Consider the following 18,003-nt stretch of genomic DNA (forward strand, 5'->3'; position numbering starts at 1 on the left):
ATAGTCTCTTATTTGATTGATTATTTAATTCGTTGTTTGAGTTTTTAGGCTACTTAATGAGTGTAAGCATTATAATCAAAAAGGTATAGTTCTTGAAAGTTTGATAGTAGCTTATCTCTACTAGATAATGTGCTAATTTTAGATTTATTCTATACTCTAATTTGGAAGTAGGCTAACATTCTATAAACCTACTATTCTTATTCTATTCTCATTTGATATCAAGATTTTACGCATATGAATTATACTACTCCAACTAACGAAGAAAAAAATATAGAAAAAATACAGCAAGAACTAGAATTAGAGCTAGAATCTAATTCAATTCATGATGATTTGAATACAGAAAATTTGAACATAGATAATTCATCTATTACAAACAATAAAGTTGATTCTATTTCAGACTTGCCAAATGAAAGTCCGATTGCCTTTGATAAATCGGCTATTTTGCCTTTAGAAGAATTAGAAGTAAATTACGAATGGATTAGCACAAACGAGCAATTTAATCAAACCCACACACAATTACATGTCTCAGAAGATTTGGATGCAGAATCTGATTATCTTGATGAGTCATCTACCTTATCAAAAAAATCTTCCCTATCAGATATGAAATCCAAATCTAATTTATTTTTAGGAATTATACTCTCATTAGTTGGAGCATTAGGAGCAGCCTACACGTGGGGCAAAACAACTATGCTTATAGACGAATATATCGAACAACATCACTATGCTTTTATGGCTATCTTAGTTGGTCTTTTAGCAGCACTAGGAATGAGAATTGGAGGTAGGGGGCATCGTCCTATTTTTGGAATAATGACTATTTTAATTACCATTTTAGGATTCTTTATAGGCAATGTATTAGCAGCTGTCGAACCTATCGTACAAAGTTTTCAACTTTCTTATATAGAAACCTTTACTACTTTTGATATTTCTCATTTGTGGGGATTCTTAAAAGACCGTTTTGAATATGTAGATATTGCATTTTATGTTCTTGGATTATTTTTCGCTTATTATTTTTCTTTCAGTAAGCCAAAACATTTATTTAGATAAAATATATTCTCTCAATTGTAGCAATAAGCATTTTACTTTATAGAGGTAGAATGCTTTTTTTTGTAGCTTTGTTTTTTCATTTTAAAATAAAGAAAAAAGTAAGATACAACTTCAAAAATTTCCCTTCTCAACTCATTTTTTGTGATTTCTCATGTTATACTATCTATTTCGTTTTTTGCGTGAACAGTTCGAACTTTCTGGAGCAGGTCTTTTTCAGTATATTAGTTTTCGTGCTATGTTGGCAGCTTTTTTATCACTTTTGATTAGTGTTGTTTTTGGTAAAAAAATAATTCTCTTTCTTCAAAAACAGCAAATTGGAGAAACTGTCAGAGATTTAGGACTCAAGGGTGAAAACCTAAAAGCAGGAACGCCCACTATGGGGGGAGTAATTATTTTGGCTGCCACACTTATTCCTACACTCCTTTTGGCTCAACTCCATAATATCTATATTTTACTTCTCATTATTTCTACTATTTGGCTTGGGATAATTGGTTTTGTAGATGATTATATAAAAGTAATCCGTAAAAATAAAGCAGGACTTTCAGGAAAGTTTAAGATTTTAGGACAAGTAGGAATAGGAATTTTGATTGGTATAGCTATGTATTACCACCCTGATGTTTTGATGAGAGAATTCAGTACAGGTATAAATGCTGCTGATGATTATACTAGTTATGTAAACTCTAGTTATGAAGATATAAAGTCTCTGAAAACGACTATTCCATTTATTAAAAACAATGAATTGGATTACAGAACACTTGTTCCCGACTTTCTAGGAGAATATGGCGTAATAATTTTTTATATTCTTGTAGTTACTTTCATTATTACAGCCGTTTCGAATGGTGCAAACCTAACAGATGGCTTAGATGGACTAGCAGCAGGAACAACAGCCATTATTGCCACTGCTTTGAGTGTTTTTGCCTATGTTTCAGGAAATTTAATCTTTGCAGATTATCTCAATATTATGTATTTACCTAACACAGGTGAAGTTGTTATTTTTTGTGCTGCTTTTATGGGGGCGTGTATTGGATTTTTGTGGTATAACTCTTTTCCTGCACAAGTTTTTATGGGAGATACAGGAAGTCTTTCATTAGGTGGAATTATTGCTGTTTTGGCAATTACGCTTCGAAAAGAACTTATGATTCCGATTCTTTGTGGTGTATTTTTGATAGAAAATTTATCTGTAATGATGCAAGTAGCCTATTTTAAATATACAAAAAAGAAATTTGGAGAAGGCAGACGTATTTTCTTGATGTCGCCTCTTCATCATCATTATCAGAAAAAAGGATTGCACGAAGTAAAAATTGTTACTCGTTTTTGGATTGCAGGAATTTTACTTGTCATTGTGGCTTTAGCAACTCTCAAGATTAGATAAAAAATATCTCTCATTCATTTATAATTTATAATTCATCATTTATAATTTAATACATAATGGTACTTGCTCTCTTTCGTTTTTTATTTCGTTTTCGTGGTTGGAAAATTGTTCATAGTGAAGAAGTGACAAAAGAAGTATTAGAACGTTGCGTAATTATTGCAGCTCCACATACCACTAACTGGGATGCCGTTTATACAATTGCATGGTTTGATATTGCAAATATAAACTGGCGTTTTACTATCAAGAAAGAATGGATAAAACCTCCTTTTGGCAATATGTTATTAAAAATGGGAGCAATAGGAATAGATAGAACTCCAAAAAAAATAGGAGAAGAGCGTCCATCAATGGTACAAGCAATGGCAAATCTTTTTACAGAAAATAAAAAACTAGCTGTTGTTTTTACACCTGAAGCGACACGCAATAAAGTAACAGAATGGAAAATGGGTTTTTATCATGCTGCTAAATTAGCCAATGTGCCAATTGCACTTGGTTACTTGGATTACAAAAAAAGAGAAGCAGGAGTTACAAAATTAGTCATGCCAACTGATGATATGGAAGCTGATTTGAAAATAATCATGGATTTTTACAAAGATAAAATAGGTAAGTTTCCAGAAAAATTTTCAGTTGATTTGAGGTATGTCTAATTTCTAAATTTACTCAAACTTGTATATAAAAAATCCTTATCAATGCTTTATAACTAACTATTGATAAGGATTTGAAAAATTATTTTTTGTTTACCATCGCAGATTTAGCTTGGTCTGTGGGTAAAATCAAGACATCAGCAATATTGACGTGAGCAGGTCTGCTAACTACAAAATAAATTAGTTCTGCTATATCTTGTGCTGTGAGTGGCGTATAGTTTTGATACACTTTTTCAGCTCTTTTTTCATCGTTTTTGAAGCGAACCTTTGAAAATTCTGTTTCTACTAATCCCGGTTTTACTTCACTTACTTTGATATTTTCTTTTAGTAAATCGATTCTCATGCTTTCACTAAGCATTGCAACGGCTGATTTGGTGGCACAATACACATTTCCATTTGCATACGAATCAATACCAGCAATCGAACCGATATTTATAATCTGTCCTTTATTTTTTTCTGACCTTGTGTCATTTAATAATTTTGGTAAAATTGCTCTCGTTACGTACAAAAGTCCTTTTATGTTTAGGTCAATCATTGCATCCCAATCATCTAAATTTCCTTCCTGAATAGGAGAAAGTCCGTGGGCATTTCCTGCATTATTGATGAGAATATCTATATTTTGGAAATCTTTTCCAAGAGAATCAATAGCTTTTTTCACTTCTTCTCTATTACTGACATCAAAAGCAAGTGTATTTACTTTTACTTTTTGAGATAATTCTTTTTCTAGTTCTTGAAGCCTTTCGGTTCTTCTTCCACAAAGAATAAGGTCAATATTATTATCTGCAAAAATATGTGCTGTGGCAAGTCCAATTCCTGAAGTTGCGCCTGTGATGAATGCGAGCATAATGAAAATGGTAAATTGTGAGTGGTAAATGAATTGCTAACCAATGAAAGTAACTTGAGTTTTTAATTCTTTTCAAAACTAGTAACTGATTACTGCTAACTGCTAACTGATTTGGGTTTGATTTTTTCAGCCAAAAGATACAAAACAGCCATTCTGATAGCTACACCATTTTCTACTTGATTGAGAATAATAGAATGCTCAGAATCAGCTACATCGCTATCAATTTCGACACCTCTATTGATAGGACCTGGGTGCATAATGACAATTTCTTTATTGAGAGAATCTAATAACTCCTTATTTATGCCATAATAAAGCGAATATTCACGCAGAGAAGGAATATTTTTTACATCCTGTCTTTCTAGCTGAATACGCAAAACATTTGCAACATCACACCATTCTAAGGTTTCTCTGAGGTTATAACTCACTTTTACACCTAATTGATTTATAAATTTTGGAATAAGTGTAGGCATCCCACAAAGCATCACTTCTGCACCTAGTTTTTGAAGTGCAAAAATATTAGAAAGAGCTACTCTTGAATGCGAAATATCTCCGATAATGGCCACTTTTTTTCCTGCTACTTCTCCTAATTTTTCTCTAATCGAAAAGGTATCTAAGAGTGCTTGTGTTGGATGCTCATGTGTTCCATCTCCTGCATTTACGATAGCAGCCTTAATATGTTTGGATAAAAAGTGAGGCGCACCTGCACTAGAATGACGCATCACAATCATATCTACTTTCATTGCCAAAATATTATTGACTGTATCAAGAAGCGTTTCTCCTTTAGAAACAGAACTATTACTAGCTGAAAAATTAACAACATCAGCAGAAAGACGTTTTTGAGCTAGTTCGAAAGAAATACGAGTACGAGTAGAATTTTCAAAAAAAACATTAGCAATCGTAATATCACGTAAGGAAGGTACTTTTTTGATAGGACGATTAATGACTTCCTTAAACTGCTCTGCCATTTCAAAAATATGCAAAATATCAGCTTGGGTAAGGTCTTTTATTCCTAATAAATGATTGACACTCAGACTCATAAAAACAATTATAAATGATAAATTATGAATGATTAGATTCTTTATAAATTTTGTTACAACCTTCTATTTTAATTTGGTCTGTAGTGAATTTCTGACTAAATTTAAATAATCTCTCTTACCAACATCCCTCATTTGTGAAACTAAAATCATATAAAATCAAGGGCTAATTATTAATTATAATTAACCCTACAAAAGTATCACAAATTTATAAGCCTTAAAAATGAATCTATTAAAAAAATTAGATTCATCAAGTCAATTTTAGTGGATTTTTTCAATAGAAAAGTAAAAATTCAAAAAATAAAATGATTATTTTTTATTAAATTTAGAATTCTTTGTATAGTAATAATTTTATTACTAATTTATCAGAACAATCTTAACTATAAACTTTCTGTCAAAATCTGCCCCTAAATTAATGCAAACGCAAAAACCTATTCTATTTACAGGAGCTTTTTGTTCACAACAAGAATGGATAGACACTATTTTGTCTACTTTTCCTTCTATGCGTTATCTTCCTTATTTTTTTTCTCCTAAAAGTGAAACAAGAAGTGTTTTTTCTTTTGAAAGTGAATATCCCTATATAGACCCTTCAAAAGATAATTCTTATGCGTCTTTTATGACTGAATTTATAAGTCCTAAAAAAATAGAGCAAGAAAGTCCAAAAGGAGCATTTAGTAGTAGTTTTAAACAGCTTTATCATCGTTTTGTAGATAAATATCAAATCAGTAAAGAAACTAAAAAAGAAATTCGTCCACTTATTTATGATAAACATGGTTTTTTTTTAGCAGAATGGTTATACAAACATTATCAGACTGATGTAGTCATTTTGATTCAGCATCCATTAAGTTTTGTGTATAACTGGATAGAAAACAAGAAAAATACAGATATTGACACATTATTTTCCTCAAAAATTGCCTCCTATGCTCCAAATACTTTAGAACGTATTATTTTAGAAAAGCAAGAAAATAGATTTGAATCTCTTCAAGAATGGGAAAAAGCAGTAAGAGTGTGGCTTGTTTTTGCAGAAACTATATTATATTATCAACTCAATTATCCAGATTGGTTGTTTTTTAGATATGAAGATTTTAGAGAAACTCCAGAACGAACAGTTACAGATATTTGTGATATGTTGGATTTAGATTATACGACAGAGTTTCTGAATAAATTTGAAGCTACAAAACAAATTCGTAGTCAAGATGCAGAGCAAATAAATGCAGATTATATCAAGGCATTAATCAATGAAACACAAGAATATTTGACTCATTTTTATCCTAGAAATATCATAGGCAAAAGTATGTTTAGATAGCTAGAATTAAAAAACATAGTTGATTAGATTTCAGGCTAATAAAAAAGCAGCTTAATTATTATCAAGCTGCTTTTTTATTTTATAATCTAAATTGGGCAGAAACACGAATCCCCCATTTACTGACATCATCTTTATCTAAATAAGTAAGACGATGAACGGCTTGTACTCTAACAAACCTAAAAATATTGCTAACTCCATAACTTACCTCTGCGTAAGGTGTTGCTCCCAAACTTCCAAACTTAGGAACAGGAACTCCATCTGAATCTGTATCAGGTATCAAATCAATGTTTTTCTGACTTACATTTCCAACTAACATATTTCCTTCTACAAAAGTTCTCCATTTGAGTCTTCTCATCAATGGAATTCTATTCAATAAAAATCCATTAAAATCGTGGATAACATTGATTGAAGCATATTTATCACTTACAAACTCAAAGTAGTTCATCAAATTGAATGAAAGTTGATTATAAAAAGGTGTTTCATTGCCCAAATGTGACTCTAAAAGTGGATAAGGAAGTGTAGAAGGCGTAAAACCAGCACTAATAAAATAGTCTGTACGTCCAAAAATACCCAAACGAAATGAGTGTTCTAAACGAGTAGAAAACTTATGGTATTCTAAATCTCCTCCTAAAAAGTCTCCTAAACCTCTAATATAACGAAATTTAAAAACAGGATAATTGCTATTAATCACAACTCTAGCCATTTCACCATTGATATAACGCTCTTTAAAACCAATTCTAACTTCAGCCATTACTTCAGAAACTGTAAAATCACGATGACGAATTTCTAAGTTTTCTGGGTCAAAAAACTCAAAGTTAAATAAAGGATCATAATTTTGATTGCGATATGTAACTTTTGAGGTAATACCTTTTACAATATCTGTCTGAATATCAATACTACTCTGTCTGTGGTAAAAAGGACGGTTTCTATCTAAATTTCCCACACGACTGAAAGCCATAAAAAGATAGTTATCACTAGAACGAAAGTCTTCATTAAATAAAGCAACTTGTTGAAGGTCATATTGATGAGCTACACTAATTACTGTCCAAGGATTTCGATTAGCAATATATCTTATTTTACCTCTATACTTCCATTTTTCGTCTCCAAAACCGTATGCTATTCCAGTAGAAAACTGAAATTTATTGCTAAAATCTACATTTGTTCGTACATTAATCATGGCACGGCTTCCTTCAATATTATTATTTGAATAAAGTGTAAGTAGTGTTCCTACATCTACTTTTCCAATATCTTTATAGCCATTGATAAGTAAATCAGCAATTTCAATATAACTTTTTACCATTGGCAAATTACTAATCGTATCAATCATTGCATAAACGGTCTGTTCGCTCGCTGTGAGTGAATCATGCCTATTTTTCTGCCAAAATTCATCTGTCGAATTGGTAGCTTCTTGATCTACCACAATAGCATCTTTATAAAACTTGAGATCTCTAGGTTTATTGATTACAATATTTTCTGCTGAACTATATGACTTTAAAAGCATTCCAGCCCATTGATCATTTATCTGACCTACATCAACTAAAATACGTGTTTTGACAGGAAGCCAAGCTGTTTCTTTGTCTTCTTCAATTCGCTTTAAATCTTGTTGAATTTTTATTTTTTCAATAAAGTTGAGGTTTGCTGCCTTTGGAACAGTTACATCAATGCGCTTTAAAGCAAAAGTAGAGTCATCTGTTATCCACATTGTACCTGTAAAGGCTAAATCTTCTTTTCGTTTAGGTTGAAAATCAATACGATAACACCAAATATCATCAATTTCGGTGCGTTCTTGTAATTCATAATCATAAAACAATCTCCAACTTTCAGAAATGGGAGAAACAAAATCTTTTCCTGCAATCTGAATCCAACTTTCATAAAAATTATAATCTTGAAAAGAAGAACCTACAAGTTGTGAGACAATGCTTCCGTCATCTACACCAACGCCTTTAATACGTGTTTTTTCTATTTCTTCTTTTCTTTTAATAGGACTATCTCTATAATAATATTTAGAAATAGTTTCTGAAATAAATAGTGGCAAAATTGGTTTTCCATCTTCTCCTGCCAAATTTTCAACACTATCAACTACTCCAATAATTTGTTTAACCAGTTTTTTTTCTTTGAATTTATCAGAAATATTATCTACATCAAGTTCTACTTTCGAATAAGCATCATATTCATAAGCAGAAAGACGACGTTTGTCATTTTCAGATTTATGGTCTAATAAACCTCTTAAATATTCCCAAGCAGGATTTTCTCGTTTCCCAGAAGTAACCACAATTGCTTTTAGAGTTTCTTCAGAAGAAGCAAGCTGATAATCAATATTTTGAGTAGCTCCTTTTTTAACTGCTTTTTTTCTAGTTTGATAACTTACATACGAAACCACAAGCGAATCAGTAGCTTTATCGGTTTCTATTTTATAAAATCCATCAAAATCTGTGGTTGTTCCTATGGTTGTTCCATCAAAATAAACATTTGCAAAAGGAACTCCATCACCTGTTTCGGCATCAGTAACTTTTCCTGTAACAACCGTTTTTTGAGAAAAAGCAGAAAAACCAATTAATAATAAACTAAAAAGCAAGAAAGTTCTAAGTAAGAAAACCTTGGGGAATAAATTTCTTTTTTCAGAAAAAACAAAGTAAAAAACAGTATTCATAAGATAGTAGAGAGAAAAGGTAAAATAAGATTGCAAAAATACAATTTCTTTTTTTAATTAAGATAAAGTAATTTTATATTGAATTTAGATTTTAGAGTGCAATGTTTGAGTGTGATAAGAGTTATAGAACGATAAAGTGATTTTAGAAGTTTTTGATAATGTCATTTATTTTTTCTAGTAACTTAGTTTGCATTAAATTTGTCTTAACGAATCTATTACAAATTTAGATATAGATAACAACACTAAATTTGTATTTACATTGTTAAATGTATAAAACTAATTTTGTATTAGGTAAAAAAATCTGATAAATAATAGTTATATTCATATAAACTGATAGTTTATATTTTGGCTGTTGAATTAGGAAAAATTATGAACTACCAAAGCAGTGAAGCCAATTACGATTGTAATTCAAATGACTATCTTAATTAACTCCTATTACTACAAAGTCAAAATACTATTATTTTTAGAATATCTGTTCAAAATTAGACGTATTTTTTTTAATAAACACCTATCCAATTTCTAAAAGACCTAGTAAGGTTATTTTAGATACTACTTACTATTTCAACCAAAATGAAAACTTTTATTCTCAAAACAACTTTTTTATTCTTCTTTACATTTCTTGTCGTCATTAATTTTGCTTTTGCTCAAAATGATTCTACTAATTTAGAAATTGTAATTACAGAAGATAATTATGAACAAGATTCAATAATAGATGTAAAAGATTTGAATGAAGCAATTGTAATTGCAGACTCTACCATTTCGCCAACAGACTCTACTCGTAAGCTCATTCGTCCTACTAAAAGTTTAGCACAGCTTGAATCTGAATACGCACCTTATGCTGTAACTGCTGCAAATGTTAGTAATTTTGAACCTGATGAATTAGAACAACGTTTTTTAGCCATCAAAGATATTCGTGCTCATTTACGCCTGAATATCCGTTGGAGGTCAGCGTATGGTGCAACTGAAGAAGACTTAAAAGGAGAAAATGACCTCATGAATAAAATGCGTATAGCTATGGCTTTTGCAGAAATCAATGCGAAAGAAGAACGAAAACGCCGTTCTGATTCAGCTATAAAAAATTTATTGAATACTGACCCAGAAGATATGTATGATAAAGAAACCTTGAAATTCAATAATCCAGATTTAATAAATACACTAAAAGAAAATATTTTTTATAGCTCTAGAATGCCCGATTTTAACTCTGTTGCACTTGGAACAGTTCTTCCAAACTGCCAAAAATTTGGTTTTCCTCCTAATACACGAGCAACAGGTTACCGTTTAGGAATTGGCGACCATACAGACAAATACAACTTACTTATTTTGAGACTACACACAGGAGAAATAAAAGCTTTTTTATGGGATGATGTATATGCTAAAATTGTTGATGTGATGTAAATTAGTAAAAATATACAGGACATTCATGAAAAACATGAATTTGTCTTTGTATGTTCATTTCCTCAGAAACGAACTTTTATACTTTCTCAGAAGTGTGATTCATAAAAATATCACGCTTCTGAGAAAGCCTTTTATTCAGTTCTAGAGGAACTGAATAGACAAAGATGTGTACTTATAAAAACAGAATTCGTAATTCGTAATTCGTAATTCTAAAAAGCTATTTCTTACGAAAAACAAATCCTACAAAACTTCTATCATTTGCCCAAAATTCTTGTATTTTATCAAACTTTTGAGGGTTTTCTAAGAAAAATTTATAATTAAGCATTGCTTTATTTTGCTCTGGACGATATGAATAATGAGAATCCCAAAAGATAAGACCATTTTTTGGAAGCTCTGCAACCGTCGTAGAGTCTATTGATTTTGGCGTAATCTCAAAACTTTCAGGTATTTCATCTAAGTAATAATAGAAAAGCTGATGATTTACCAAAATAGGTGTTTGTCCATATTGTTTAGTAAAATTCTCATACCATTTTGCCATACTTTTTACATTCGAATCTTCTTCAGAAAGTGGTTTTGGTTTGAGGGTAATGAGTGCCATAAAAATTGCAAAAACAGCAAAAGCAATTCTTACTTGAGAAAATGAAAGTCCAATAATAAGAATGATAATTGTTCCCACAACGGCGATTAAAGGTGCAAAATAGCGTTCGACTTGGAACTCTCTTCCTGCTTGTGCCATTCGTGCAGCGTAATCAGCATCCAAAAGCATAATCTGATTATCAGGATAAGTCATATAAATTCCCACCAACAGAGCCATCGGAATAAGCGAATAAATCACTTTCCATGCCTCTTTCGTATTTTTGTATTCTTCGACAGCCAAGGCAGCCAAAACACTAAAAAGAGGTGCAACAATAATCAAATAACGCAAGTTTCCAGCCGTTGCAGGTCCAATAGGAACAGATTGAATATTAAAAACACAATACATCAAAAAGTAAAGTGTTGGTAAAATGGCTACTGTAATATGTGGTATTTTCTTTTGAAATGCTTTTAAAGTAAAATAAGCTACAATCAATGTAATAATAATTCCTCCATACACAGTTGCAGACATCAAGAAATAATGTTCAAAACCTTGTCTTGGATATTGATCACCTATTTCACTACTTGTTTTCAAAACTTGATTTAATAAATAAAGAAAATCGCCTGTAATAGCAAAACCCCAAAAATTATGAACAAGTGGAAAAACTCCTGTCAGAAGTGCAGGAAGCCATTGCTTTTTATAAAGCAAGAAGAAAAAATAAAGAGCTAAAAAGGGATAAAATTCTTGTCGGATAAAGACTATATAGGAAGCAGCCAAAGCAGCAAACGCATATTTTTTATCTTCATTGAGATAAACAGCCAAAATCAAAATAAAGGCAGCTAGAAGTTCAGAGTAGTTACGAAAAGAAAGACCAATCCAAAACGGTTGAGTAAGCAAGAAAATAAGAGCCAAAGCAGGAATCTTGATATTGATTTTTTGAGCTAATTTGAAAGCAAAGAATCCAGAAAAAGCAGCCAAAAGACAATTAAAAAAAGTAACAAAATGAACACCCAAAAGGGAAGGCAAGGCATAAACGAGTTTAAACCCAGGTTTTTCCCAGTTGCTAAGAATTCGGTTTGGATTAAACCAAAAACGCTTCATAGAAACATAATGAACAGCTTCATCTTGCTGATAAAATCCTTCTGAAACAAACGAAAAAGCAAAATACAGACATGCTGCAACAAGCGTTAGAATAAGAGCTAGTTTTGTAGAAATGGGAGAAAAAAGAACATTACTATCATCTATTGTAGCTTCTGATTGTCTGTTTTGAGTTGTTTTTTTTGAATTTAGATTTGAAACAGGTTGAGTTTCTTTATTAGAAATTATTTTTGCCTTAGATTTTTTCTTTGCCATTTTCTGCTAATTATTTTGTGATATACTTCTTACAAAGGTCTGTATTCTGTTTCAAAATTACTATAAAAAATAACTTTAATTTTATTTTACATAAAAAAACACATCTTTAAAAATCAACACAAATCACTGAATTACAGCAACCTAAACTTACAAAAATATCATAAATTAAAGATTAATTAAAAAAATACTGAATCACTAAGCAGCATAATTATAGAAGGTTCACTCTTTATAGATAGAACATCAAACCTTTTAATTTTTAAAATTATGCAAACATTCAGAAAAATTCATTCAAAGCTCTCTTTAGTAGCTTTATTATTTTTAAGTATAACACTTATCAGTTCTTGTGATACTTCTAAAGATGACATCTTACCAGAAGATAAACCTCAAAAAATTGATAAAGAGAAAAAAATCTATACAGGTTCAGACTTATCTTCTTATACAGTAGATTTGCCTCGTGTTCTTGGTATATCTCAAGTAAGTGATTTAAAACTCACAACTCCTCCTAGTTTTGGTAGTGTCTCAATCATAAAAGAAGGCATTGTGTTATACAAAGCTAATGAGAGAAACAACCCTAGAAGTGACCAATTTGGCTACCAAATCAATGGACAAGACGGAATTCTCAAAATTGAATATAATCCAGACTCTACTGGCTGTGAAACTAAATCAGATTATTATGTAATAACAGAAAATACATCTATCGATGCTTATTTTTTAAATAATGACTTTGAGTGCATGTATGATAGCTTGGGAGGAGATAGCAGTACTATACAAATCACATCTATTGAAGTAGATAACCAAGATTTACGCAATCCAAATCAAACAGTAGATTTTGTATTTTACTCTAGCAATAGATACTTAACCTATACACCTCCTACCAACTTTACAGGCTTTCAAGAGTGTTTATATACTGTTTATACAGATGATAATCGTGTATTCACAAGTACAATTACTTTTGAGGTAGTAGCAGATATAGATTCTACTGGAGGAGGAGATACAACTTGTATATTTCTTGCTGACGACATTTATAGTTTAGAAGATTTACCAAATTTTATAGCTCAAGATGCCGTTAATGCAATATACGTTAATGACTCTATAAATACTGATAGTACTACAATACAACCTCTTTACAACACCTATTGGGTAGAAGACAGTCTTAATAATGAGTTTATAGAAGGGGAGTTATATGTTTATGTTCCTTATATAGAAAATGATTATTTATGTAATCCTTCTGAATGGGATTTGACAGTAGATTGGAATGGGATTGTAGGAGGAGTACAAATTTTTGAAGGTAATTATAACCCTGTATTTTTTGTACCTACACCTCCTTTACAACAAACTTCTGAATTAAAGTTTTTCTATACATTTAGAAATCGAATAACTGGACAAGAACAGACAGCCGAAATCATTATTAGGCAGTAAATAAAATATTATCTCAATCAAAACAGCATTACTTTGTAGTGCTGTTATTGTCGTTTGTAATGGTTTGATGTTCTAGCTTACCATTATATAGCAAATACTATTTAATATCTATGTCAGAGAAAGAAATATTTTCAGGTTGTTTGAAAGGTTCTCGCCCTGCTCAAGAAGCTCTATATAGGCTTTATGCAGGAAAGGTCATGACAACTTGTATGTGTTATGCTAAAAGCAGAGAAGAAGCAGAAGACATGTTACAAGAAGTTTTTTTAATCATTTTCAAGAAAATCAATCAAGTCAAAAAATTTGAAGCTCTTGGAGGTTGGATAAGGCAAGTAGCTGTACATAAAGCTATTGATATTTATCATAAACAAAAAAAGCATTTTGGACACCTCTCTAATGAAGCACTTATATATGAGTCTGACACACAAGATACTGTGCTTGATATGCTTTCTGCTGAAGAACTTATCAGCTTGATTAGAGAATTACCTCAAGGCTATCAAATAGTGTTCAATTTGTATATCATAGAAGGATACAAACATGAAGATATTGCCAAATTATTAGGCATATCAGAAAGCACTTCACGTTCACAGCTTACAAAAGCCAAACAAACATTACGAAAAATGTTGGCAACCAACTATAAAATCACTCAATATATACGCTAAAAACATTTTTGTTTTATGGACAACAATATACACAACTCTCAAAATGATTCTGAATGGAAAAATAGCTTTTCCAAACTCAATGAATGGGAATCTCTACCTCCTCTTGATGGCTGGGACAAAATTTCGGAGCAGCTAGATAAACCGTCAAGACCAAAATTTCTCTACTGGTTTTTAGCTTTAGGTTTGATTGTAGTTTCAAGTATTGGCATTGGATTTTATTTTATTTCATCTGAAAATAATATATCTTCTTCTGACTTTGCTTTCAATACTCCCAACCAAACAGTAGAAAAAGAAACAAACAAAATTTCTGACATAGAAAAATCAGATACTAATTTCCCCACAGAAAACTCAATCATTCAGTCTGATATAAATAAAAATATAAAATCTAATTTATCAGAAAATCAGATTAATAATTCTATATCTGATACAAAAAAGTCATTATCAAATGAAACTGCTTCATCTAAAGTTATTACAAAGTCTTCTCGCTTTTCTCAAAAAGCAACTACAAAAGAAAAAGTCAATAATAATATTGCTTTGACAACTGACTTAAATGATGATGATGAAAATAACGAGGTAGTAAACATAACGCAAGAAAATTCGCAAGAAACACAAGCAGAAATAACTGCTGTTACTCAAGAGGATAAAAAAATGATATTTGTATTAGAAGAAAAGTCTCTTGGAGAAATCAAAATAAATGCAGACCCATTTTTTGAAATGCAAATAGACTCTATCAAAATTGTCTCAAATGATAATAAAAAAGATAGTTTGAACAAAGAATCAAATATGGTTTCAAAATGGAAAATTGCGTCTTATACAGGTTTCGGACTGACGTACAAACATTTTACAGCAAATCCAAATGACAAACATTACGTAAGAATGCTTAATGAAAAACAAACTATCAGTGAGCGTCAGAGTCTTACATTTGGTTTTATGGCAGAAAGAAAATTATCTCAAAAATGGAATTTACATAATGATATAGGTATTTTGAAATGGAAAAATACAGTTAAACATCAATTTGGAGGAAATTATTATTCTCCACCAACTAACTATATAGCCACCAAAATTTCTACAAATCATGTATCTATACAGCCTATTTATGGAAATAGAGATAGCCTACAAACACAAACTATAAATTATGAAAGCACTTATTTTAAAGTAGATTTAGGAATCTCTTATTCTTTGTTCCAATCTAAAAAATGGAAACATCAAATAGGAGTAAAAACAGGGCTTTTGTTACTTACAAATGAAACTACCAATTATGAGATTTATGAAAATACAGCTCAATTTCCAAGTGCAAAACAGATAATTCCATTCTTTGCAGGTTTCCATCAAAGTCATTATCAACTAACTAATCATTGGGGGATTTTTGGCGAAAGCTCATTGAAATATTTGCCTAACTCAGTTGGAGATAAAAATACAATTTGGCAAATGCGTTTTTATCAAATAAATCTGCATCTAGGAGTTTCTTATAAATTCTGATAGTCGTGACAACGGCTATAACCTGCCCTTGTTGGTCTCCCACAACAACAGAGTGCAAAAATTGTCAGAGAAACTTTAAAAACTCACCATAAAAAAAGCCTTTTTCGTTTGAAAAAGGCTTTTTTAGTCTAAAATCTAAATGAGAGGGGGCTTTCTAACAAGATTTATTTTTTTATTCTCTGCTAAAGTCTAATGTATCAATTCTATAACCATTAGCTGTTGATTTAACCAAAATATAAACTCTAAATGTATTTCCATTTGTTGCTGTATATTTTCCTATTACATATTTTAGTCCTTCTTTTGAAGCTCCTTTATGAATATATTCAAATTGTTTGGCTGGATTTTTTGTAAAGAAATCTTTCAATACAAACTCAGCTTGAGACTGACTGTATGTAGCTTTTTGGTCACCAAGTCCTATTTCGATAGCCTCATGGCAAAGTTTTACTAATTCTTTAGTTGAGCCTGCACCAATAGCCGTTTTGGCTGTATTTATGACTTCATCTTCTGTTTGTGCAAAAGTTGGAGAAGCTGAAAAAACTCCCCAAACCAATCCAAAAGTTATCCAAAGAAAAAATAATGATTTCATAATTGTAAATGTTTTGTAGAGTTTTTTGATAGAATAGTTTGTATAATTATTTTAAGTTCTTTTTTTGTGTAAGAGTTACAAAGATACTATTTATAAATTCTAATGTAATAATTGTTTTTTTGAGTAGAAAGAGAGAAGTAACCTAACTATTCTACTCTTAATACAAAGATTTGCCAAAATAGTGCCAACAAAAAGAATATCTTATATTCTTACTATTTATTCCTACTTCCATAAAAAGTATTTCTGCTTTACCATATATTTATTTTTTAGTTAAAAAACAACATTTCATTTTTAACGCCTTTTATTAGTTTATTGTTCTTGTATAAGTCTAAGTTTTGTGTAAATTAGCCACTTCAAAATCCTATTATTTTTTTTAGATATTCAGAAAGTCTATATTATTTTTCCAATTTACTTATTGCCATTATGAAAAAAATCTCTATTGCTTTGTTTGCTCTTGTATTGATAGCTATGGGTGTTTTTGTTGTTTATTATTTTATCAATCAAGAAGAAGATGTACAAGAAGATGTAGAATTAGTTTCTCCAAAGATGGATTCGATTATCAAAAAAACAGTGGCTACAGGCGCAATTGTACCACTTAAAGAAGTAGCTGTAAAACCTGCCGTTTCTGGAATTATAGACAAATTATTTTTTGAAGCAGGGCAAGAAGTAAAAGTAGGTGATGTAATTGCTAAAATAAAAGTAATTCCAAACATGACTAATCTTACCAATGTTCAGAATAATTTGGAACAAGCTCGGCTTACTTTGGATATGCGTGAGCGTGAAATGAAAAGACAAAAGCAGCTTTTTGATGATGGTGTAATTGCAGAACGTGAATACATGAGTGCAAAAGATGATTATGATTTGGCAAAAAATCAAGTAAGCGCAGCTTCTGAAAGTTTGATTATTGTCAGAGAAGGAACTTCTAGCCGTTCTTCTAGCACTACAACACTCGTAAAAGCAACTACAAGTGGAATTATTTTAGATGTTCCTGTAAAAGAAGGCGCAAATGTAATTGAAAGTAATACTTTTAACGAAGGAACAACAATTGCAACAATTGCAGATTTGACTGATATGATTTTTGAAGGAAAAGTAGATGAAGCTGAAGTAGGAAAGCTCAAAAAAGGAATGGATTTGGTCTTGACAATTGGGGCGATAGACAATGAGAAATTTGATGCAAAACTAGATTTTATTGCACCAAAAGGTATAGAAGAAGAGGGCGCAATCAAGTTTCCTATAAAAGCAGATGTTCAGCTCAAAGAAAATCAATTTGTACGTGCAGGATATAGTGCAAATGCTGATATTGTTTTAGAAAGAAAAGATAATGTTTTGGTTATTGAAGAAGCATGGTTACAGTCGGCTGAAAAAAATAAAGAAAAAGAAGAAAGCAAAAATAAAGCGAATGGCAAAAAGTCTGATAAAAAAGAGGTAAAACAAGATTCTACTAAAACAGAAAGCAAATCTTCAAAGCCAAAATCAGATGCACTTTATGTAGAAATTCAGACAGGTGACAATGTTTTTGAGAAACGTTATCTAACTTTAGGACTTTCTGACGGAATAAATATTGAGGTTTTGAAAGGACTTAAACTAGAAGATAAGATTAAAAAGCCAAATTAATTTTAAGAAAAATAGATTTTTTACCTACTTCTA

Annotated in this window: 14 protein-coding genes; 9 read left to right on the forward strand and 5 right to left on the reverse strand. The window is 30.9% G+C overall.

Annotated elements, in window-relative coordinates; translation table 11 throughout:
- Positions 1 to 234 precede the first annotated feature (234 nt).
- From V9L04_RS03865 to V9L04_RS03875, 3 genes are all read left to right on the forward strand, one after another.
- Positions 235 to 1,044: a hypothetical protein gene (locus V9L04_RS03865; protein ID WP_338792755.1), complete on the forward strand. Its 810-nt coding sequence runs from the start codon at positions 235 to 237 to the stop codon at positions 1,042 to 1,044.
- 151 nt (positions 1,045 to 1,195) lie between these two features.
- Complete coding sequence (gene mraY, locus V9L04_RS03870) at positions 1,196 to 2,416, forward strand: phospho-N-acetylmuramoyl-pentapeptide-transferase (RefSeq protein WP_338792756.1); 1,221 nt, start codon at positions 1,196 to 1,198, stop codon at positions 2,414 to 2,416.
- A gap of 56 nt (positions 2,417 to 2,472) precedes the next feature.
- Positions 2,473 to 3,060 (forward strand): 1-acyl-sn-glycerol-3-phosphate acyltransferase, encoded by a 588-nt coding sequence (locus tag V9L04_RS03875; protein ID WP_338792757.1) that lies wholly within the window; start codon positions 2,473 to 2,475, stop codon positions 3,058 to 3,060.
- A gap of 79 nt (positions 3,061 to 3,139) precedes the next feature.
- Here the strand turns inward: V9L04_RS03875 and V9L04_RS03880 are convergent, their stop codons facing one another.
- Both V9L04_RS03880 and V9L04_RS03885 read right to left on the reverse strand, forming a co-directional pair.
- A complete protein-coding gene (locus tag V9L04_RS03880; protein WP_338792758.1) occupies positions 3,140 to 3,901 on the reverse strand; it encodes an SDR family NAD(P)-dependent oxidoreductase in 762 nt (253 codons plus the stop codon).
- Positions 3,902 to 3,996: 95 nt separating this feature from the next.
- A complete protein-coding gene (locus tag V9L04_RS03885) occupies positions 3,997 to 4,938 on the reverse strand; it encodes an aspartate carbamoyltransferase catalytic subunit (protein ID WP_338792759.1) in 942 nt (313 codons plus the stop codon).
- A 412-nt stretch (positions 4,939 to 5,350) separates the two neighbouring features.
- Between V9L04_RS03885 and V9L04_RS03890 the strand changes: the two genes are divergently transcribed.
- Positions 5,351 to 6,241 carry a hypothetical protein gene (locus V9L04_RS03890; RefSeq protein WP_338792760.1) on the forward strand — a complete coding sequence of 297 codons (891 nt, stop codon included), beginning with the start codon at positions 5,351 to 5,353 and terminating at the stop codon, positions 6,239 to 6,241.
- 79 nt (positions 6,242 to 6,320) lie between these two features.
- Here the strand turns inward: V9L04_RS03890 and V9L04_RS03895 are convergent, their stop codons facing one another.
- Positions 6,321 to 8,891, reverse strand: a complete 2,571-nt coding sequence (locus V9L04_RS03895) for a DUF5686 family protein (RefSeq protein ID WP_338792761.1) — start codon at positions 8,889 to 8,891, stop codon at positions 6,321 to 6,323.
- A gap of 570 nt (positions 8,892 to 9,461) precedes the next feature.
- On the opposite strand from V9L04_RS03895, the gene V9L04_RS03900 reads away from it, so the two are divergent.
- On the forward strand, positions 9,462 to 10,286 hold the full coding sequence (locus tag V9L04_RS03900; protein WP_338792762.1) for a hypothetical protein: 825 nt from the start codon (positions 9,462 to 9,464) through the stop codon (positions 10,284 to 10,286).
- 217 nt (positions 10,287 to 10,503) lie between these two features.
- Here the strand turns inward: V9L04_RS03900 and V9L04_RS03905 are convergent, their stop codons facing one another.
- Positions 10,504 to 12,213 (reverse strand): hypothetical protein, encoded by a 1,710-nt coding sequence (locus V9L04_RS03905; protein WP_338792763.1) that lies wholly within the window; start codon positions 12,211 to 12,213, stop codon positions 10,504 to 10,506.
- 264 nt (positions 12,214 to 12,477) lie between these two features.
- Here V9L04_RS03905 and V9L04_RS03910 point away from each other — a divergent pair, with 264 nt between their 5' ends.
- The 3 genes from V9L04_RS03910 to V9L04_RS03920 all read left to right on the forward strand — a co-directional run bounded on the left by V9L04_RS03910 (position 12,478) and on the right by V9L04_RS03920 (position 15,770).
- Entirely contained in the window at positions 12,478 to 13,632 is a 1,155-nt protein-coding gene (locus V9L04_RS03910; RefSeq protein WP_338792764.1) for a hypothetical protein, read from the forward strand.
- A gap of 110 nt (positions 13,633 to 13,742) precedes the next feature.
- On the forward strand, positions 13,743 to 14,291 hold the full coding sequence (locus tag V9L04_RS03915) for a sigma-70 family RNA polymerase sigma factor (RefSeq protein ID WP_338792765.1): 549 nt from the start codon (positions 13,743 to 13,745) through the stop codon (positions 14,289 to 14,291).
- A gap of 15 nt (positions 14,292 to 14,306) precedes the next feature.
- Positions 14,307 to 15,770: a hypothetical protein gene (locus tag V9L04_RS03920; RefSeq protein ID WP_338792766.1), complete on the forward strand. Its 1,464-nt coding sequence runs from the start codon at positions 14,307 to 14,309 to the stop codon at positions 15,768 to 15,770.
- Positions 15,771 to 15,942: 172 nt separating this feature from the next.
- Here the strand turns inward: V9L04_RS03920 and V9L04_RS03925 are convergent, their stop codons facing one another.
- The gene (locus V9L04_RS03925) at positions 15,943 to 16,356 is read right to left on the reverse strand and encodes a DUF4783 domain-containing protein (RefSeq protein WP_338792767.1); all 414 of its coding nucleotides are present in this window, start codon (positions 16,354 to 16,356) and stop codon (positions 15,943 to 15,945) included.
- 423 nt (positions 16,357 to 16,779) lie between these two features.
- Here V9L04_RS03925 and V9L04_RS03930 point away from each other — a divergent pair, with 423 nt between their 5' ends.
- Positions 16,780 to 17,970 (forward strand): efflux RND transporter periplasmic adaptor subunit, encoded by a 1,191-nt coding sequence (locus V9L04_RS03930; RefSeq protein ID WP_338792768.1) that lies wholly within the window; start codon positions 16,780 to 16,782, stop codon positions 17,968 to 17,970.
- The last annotated feature ends 33 nt before the right edge of the window (positions 17,971 to 18,003 follow it).

The sequence above is a fragment of the Bernardetia sp. MNP-M8 genome (assembly GCF_037126285.1).
GTDB lineage: Bacteria > Bacteroidota > Bacteroidia > Cytophagales > Bernardetiaceae > Bernardetia.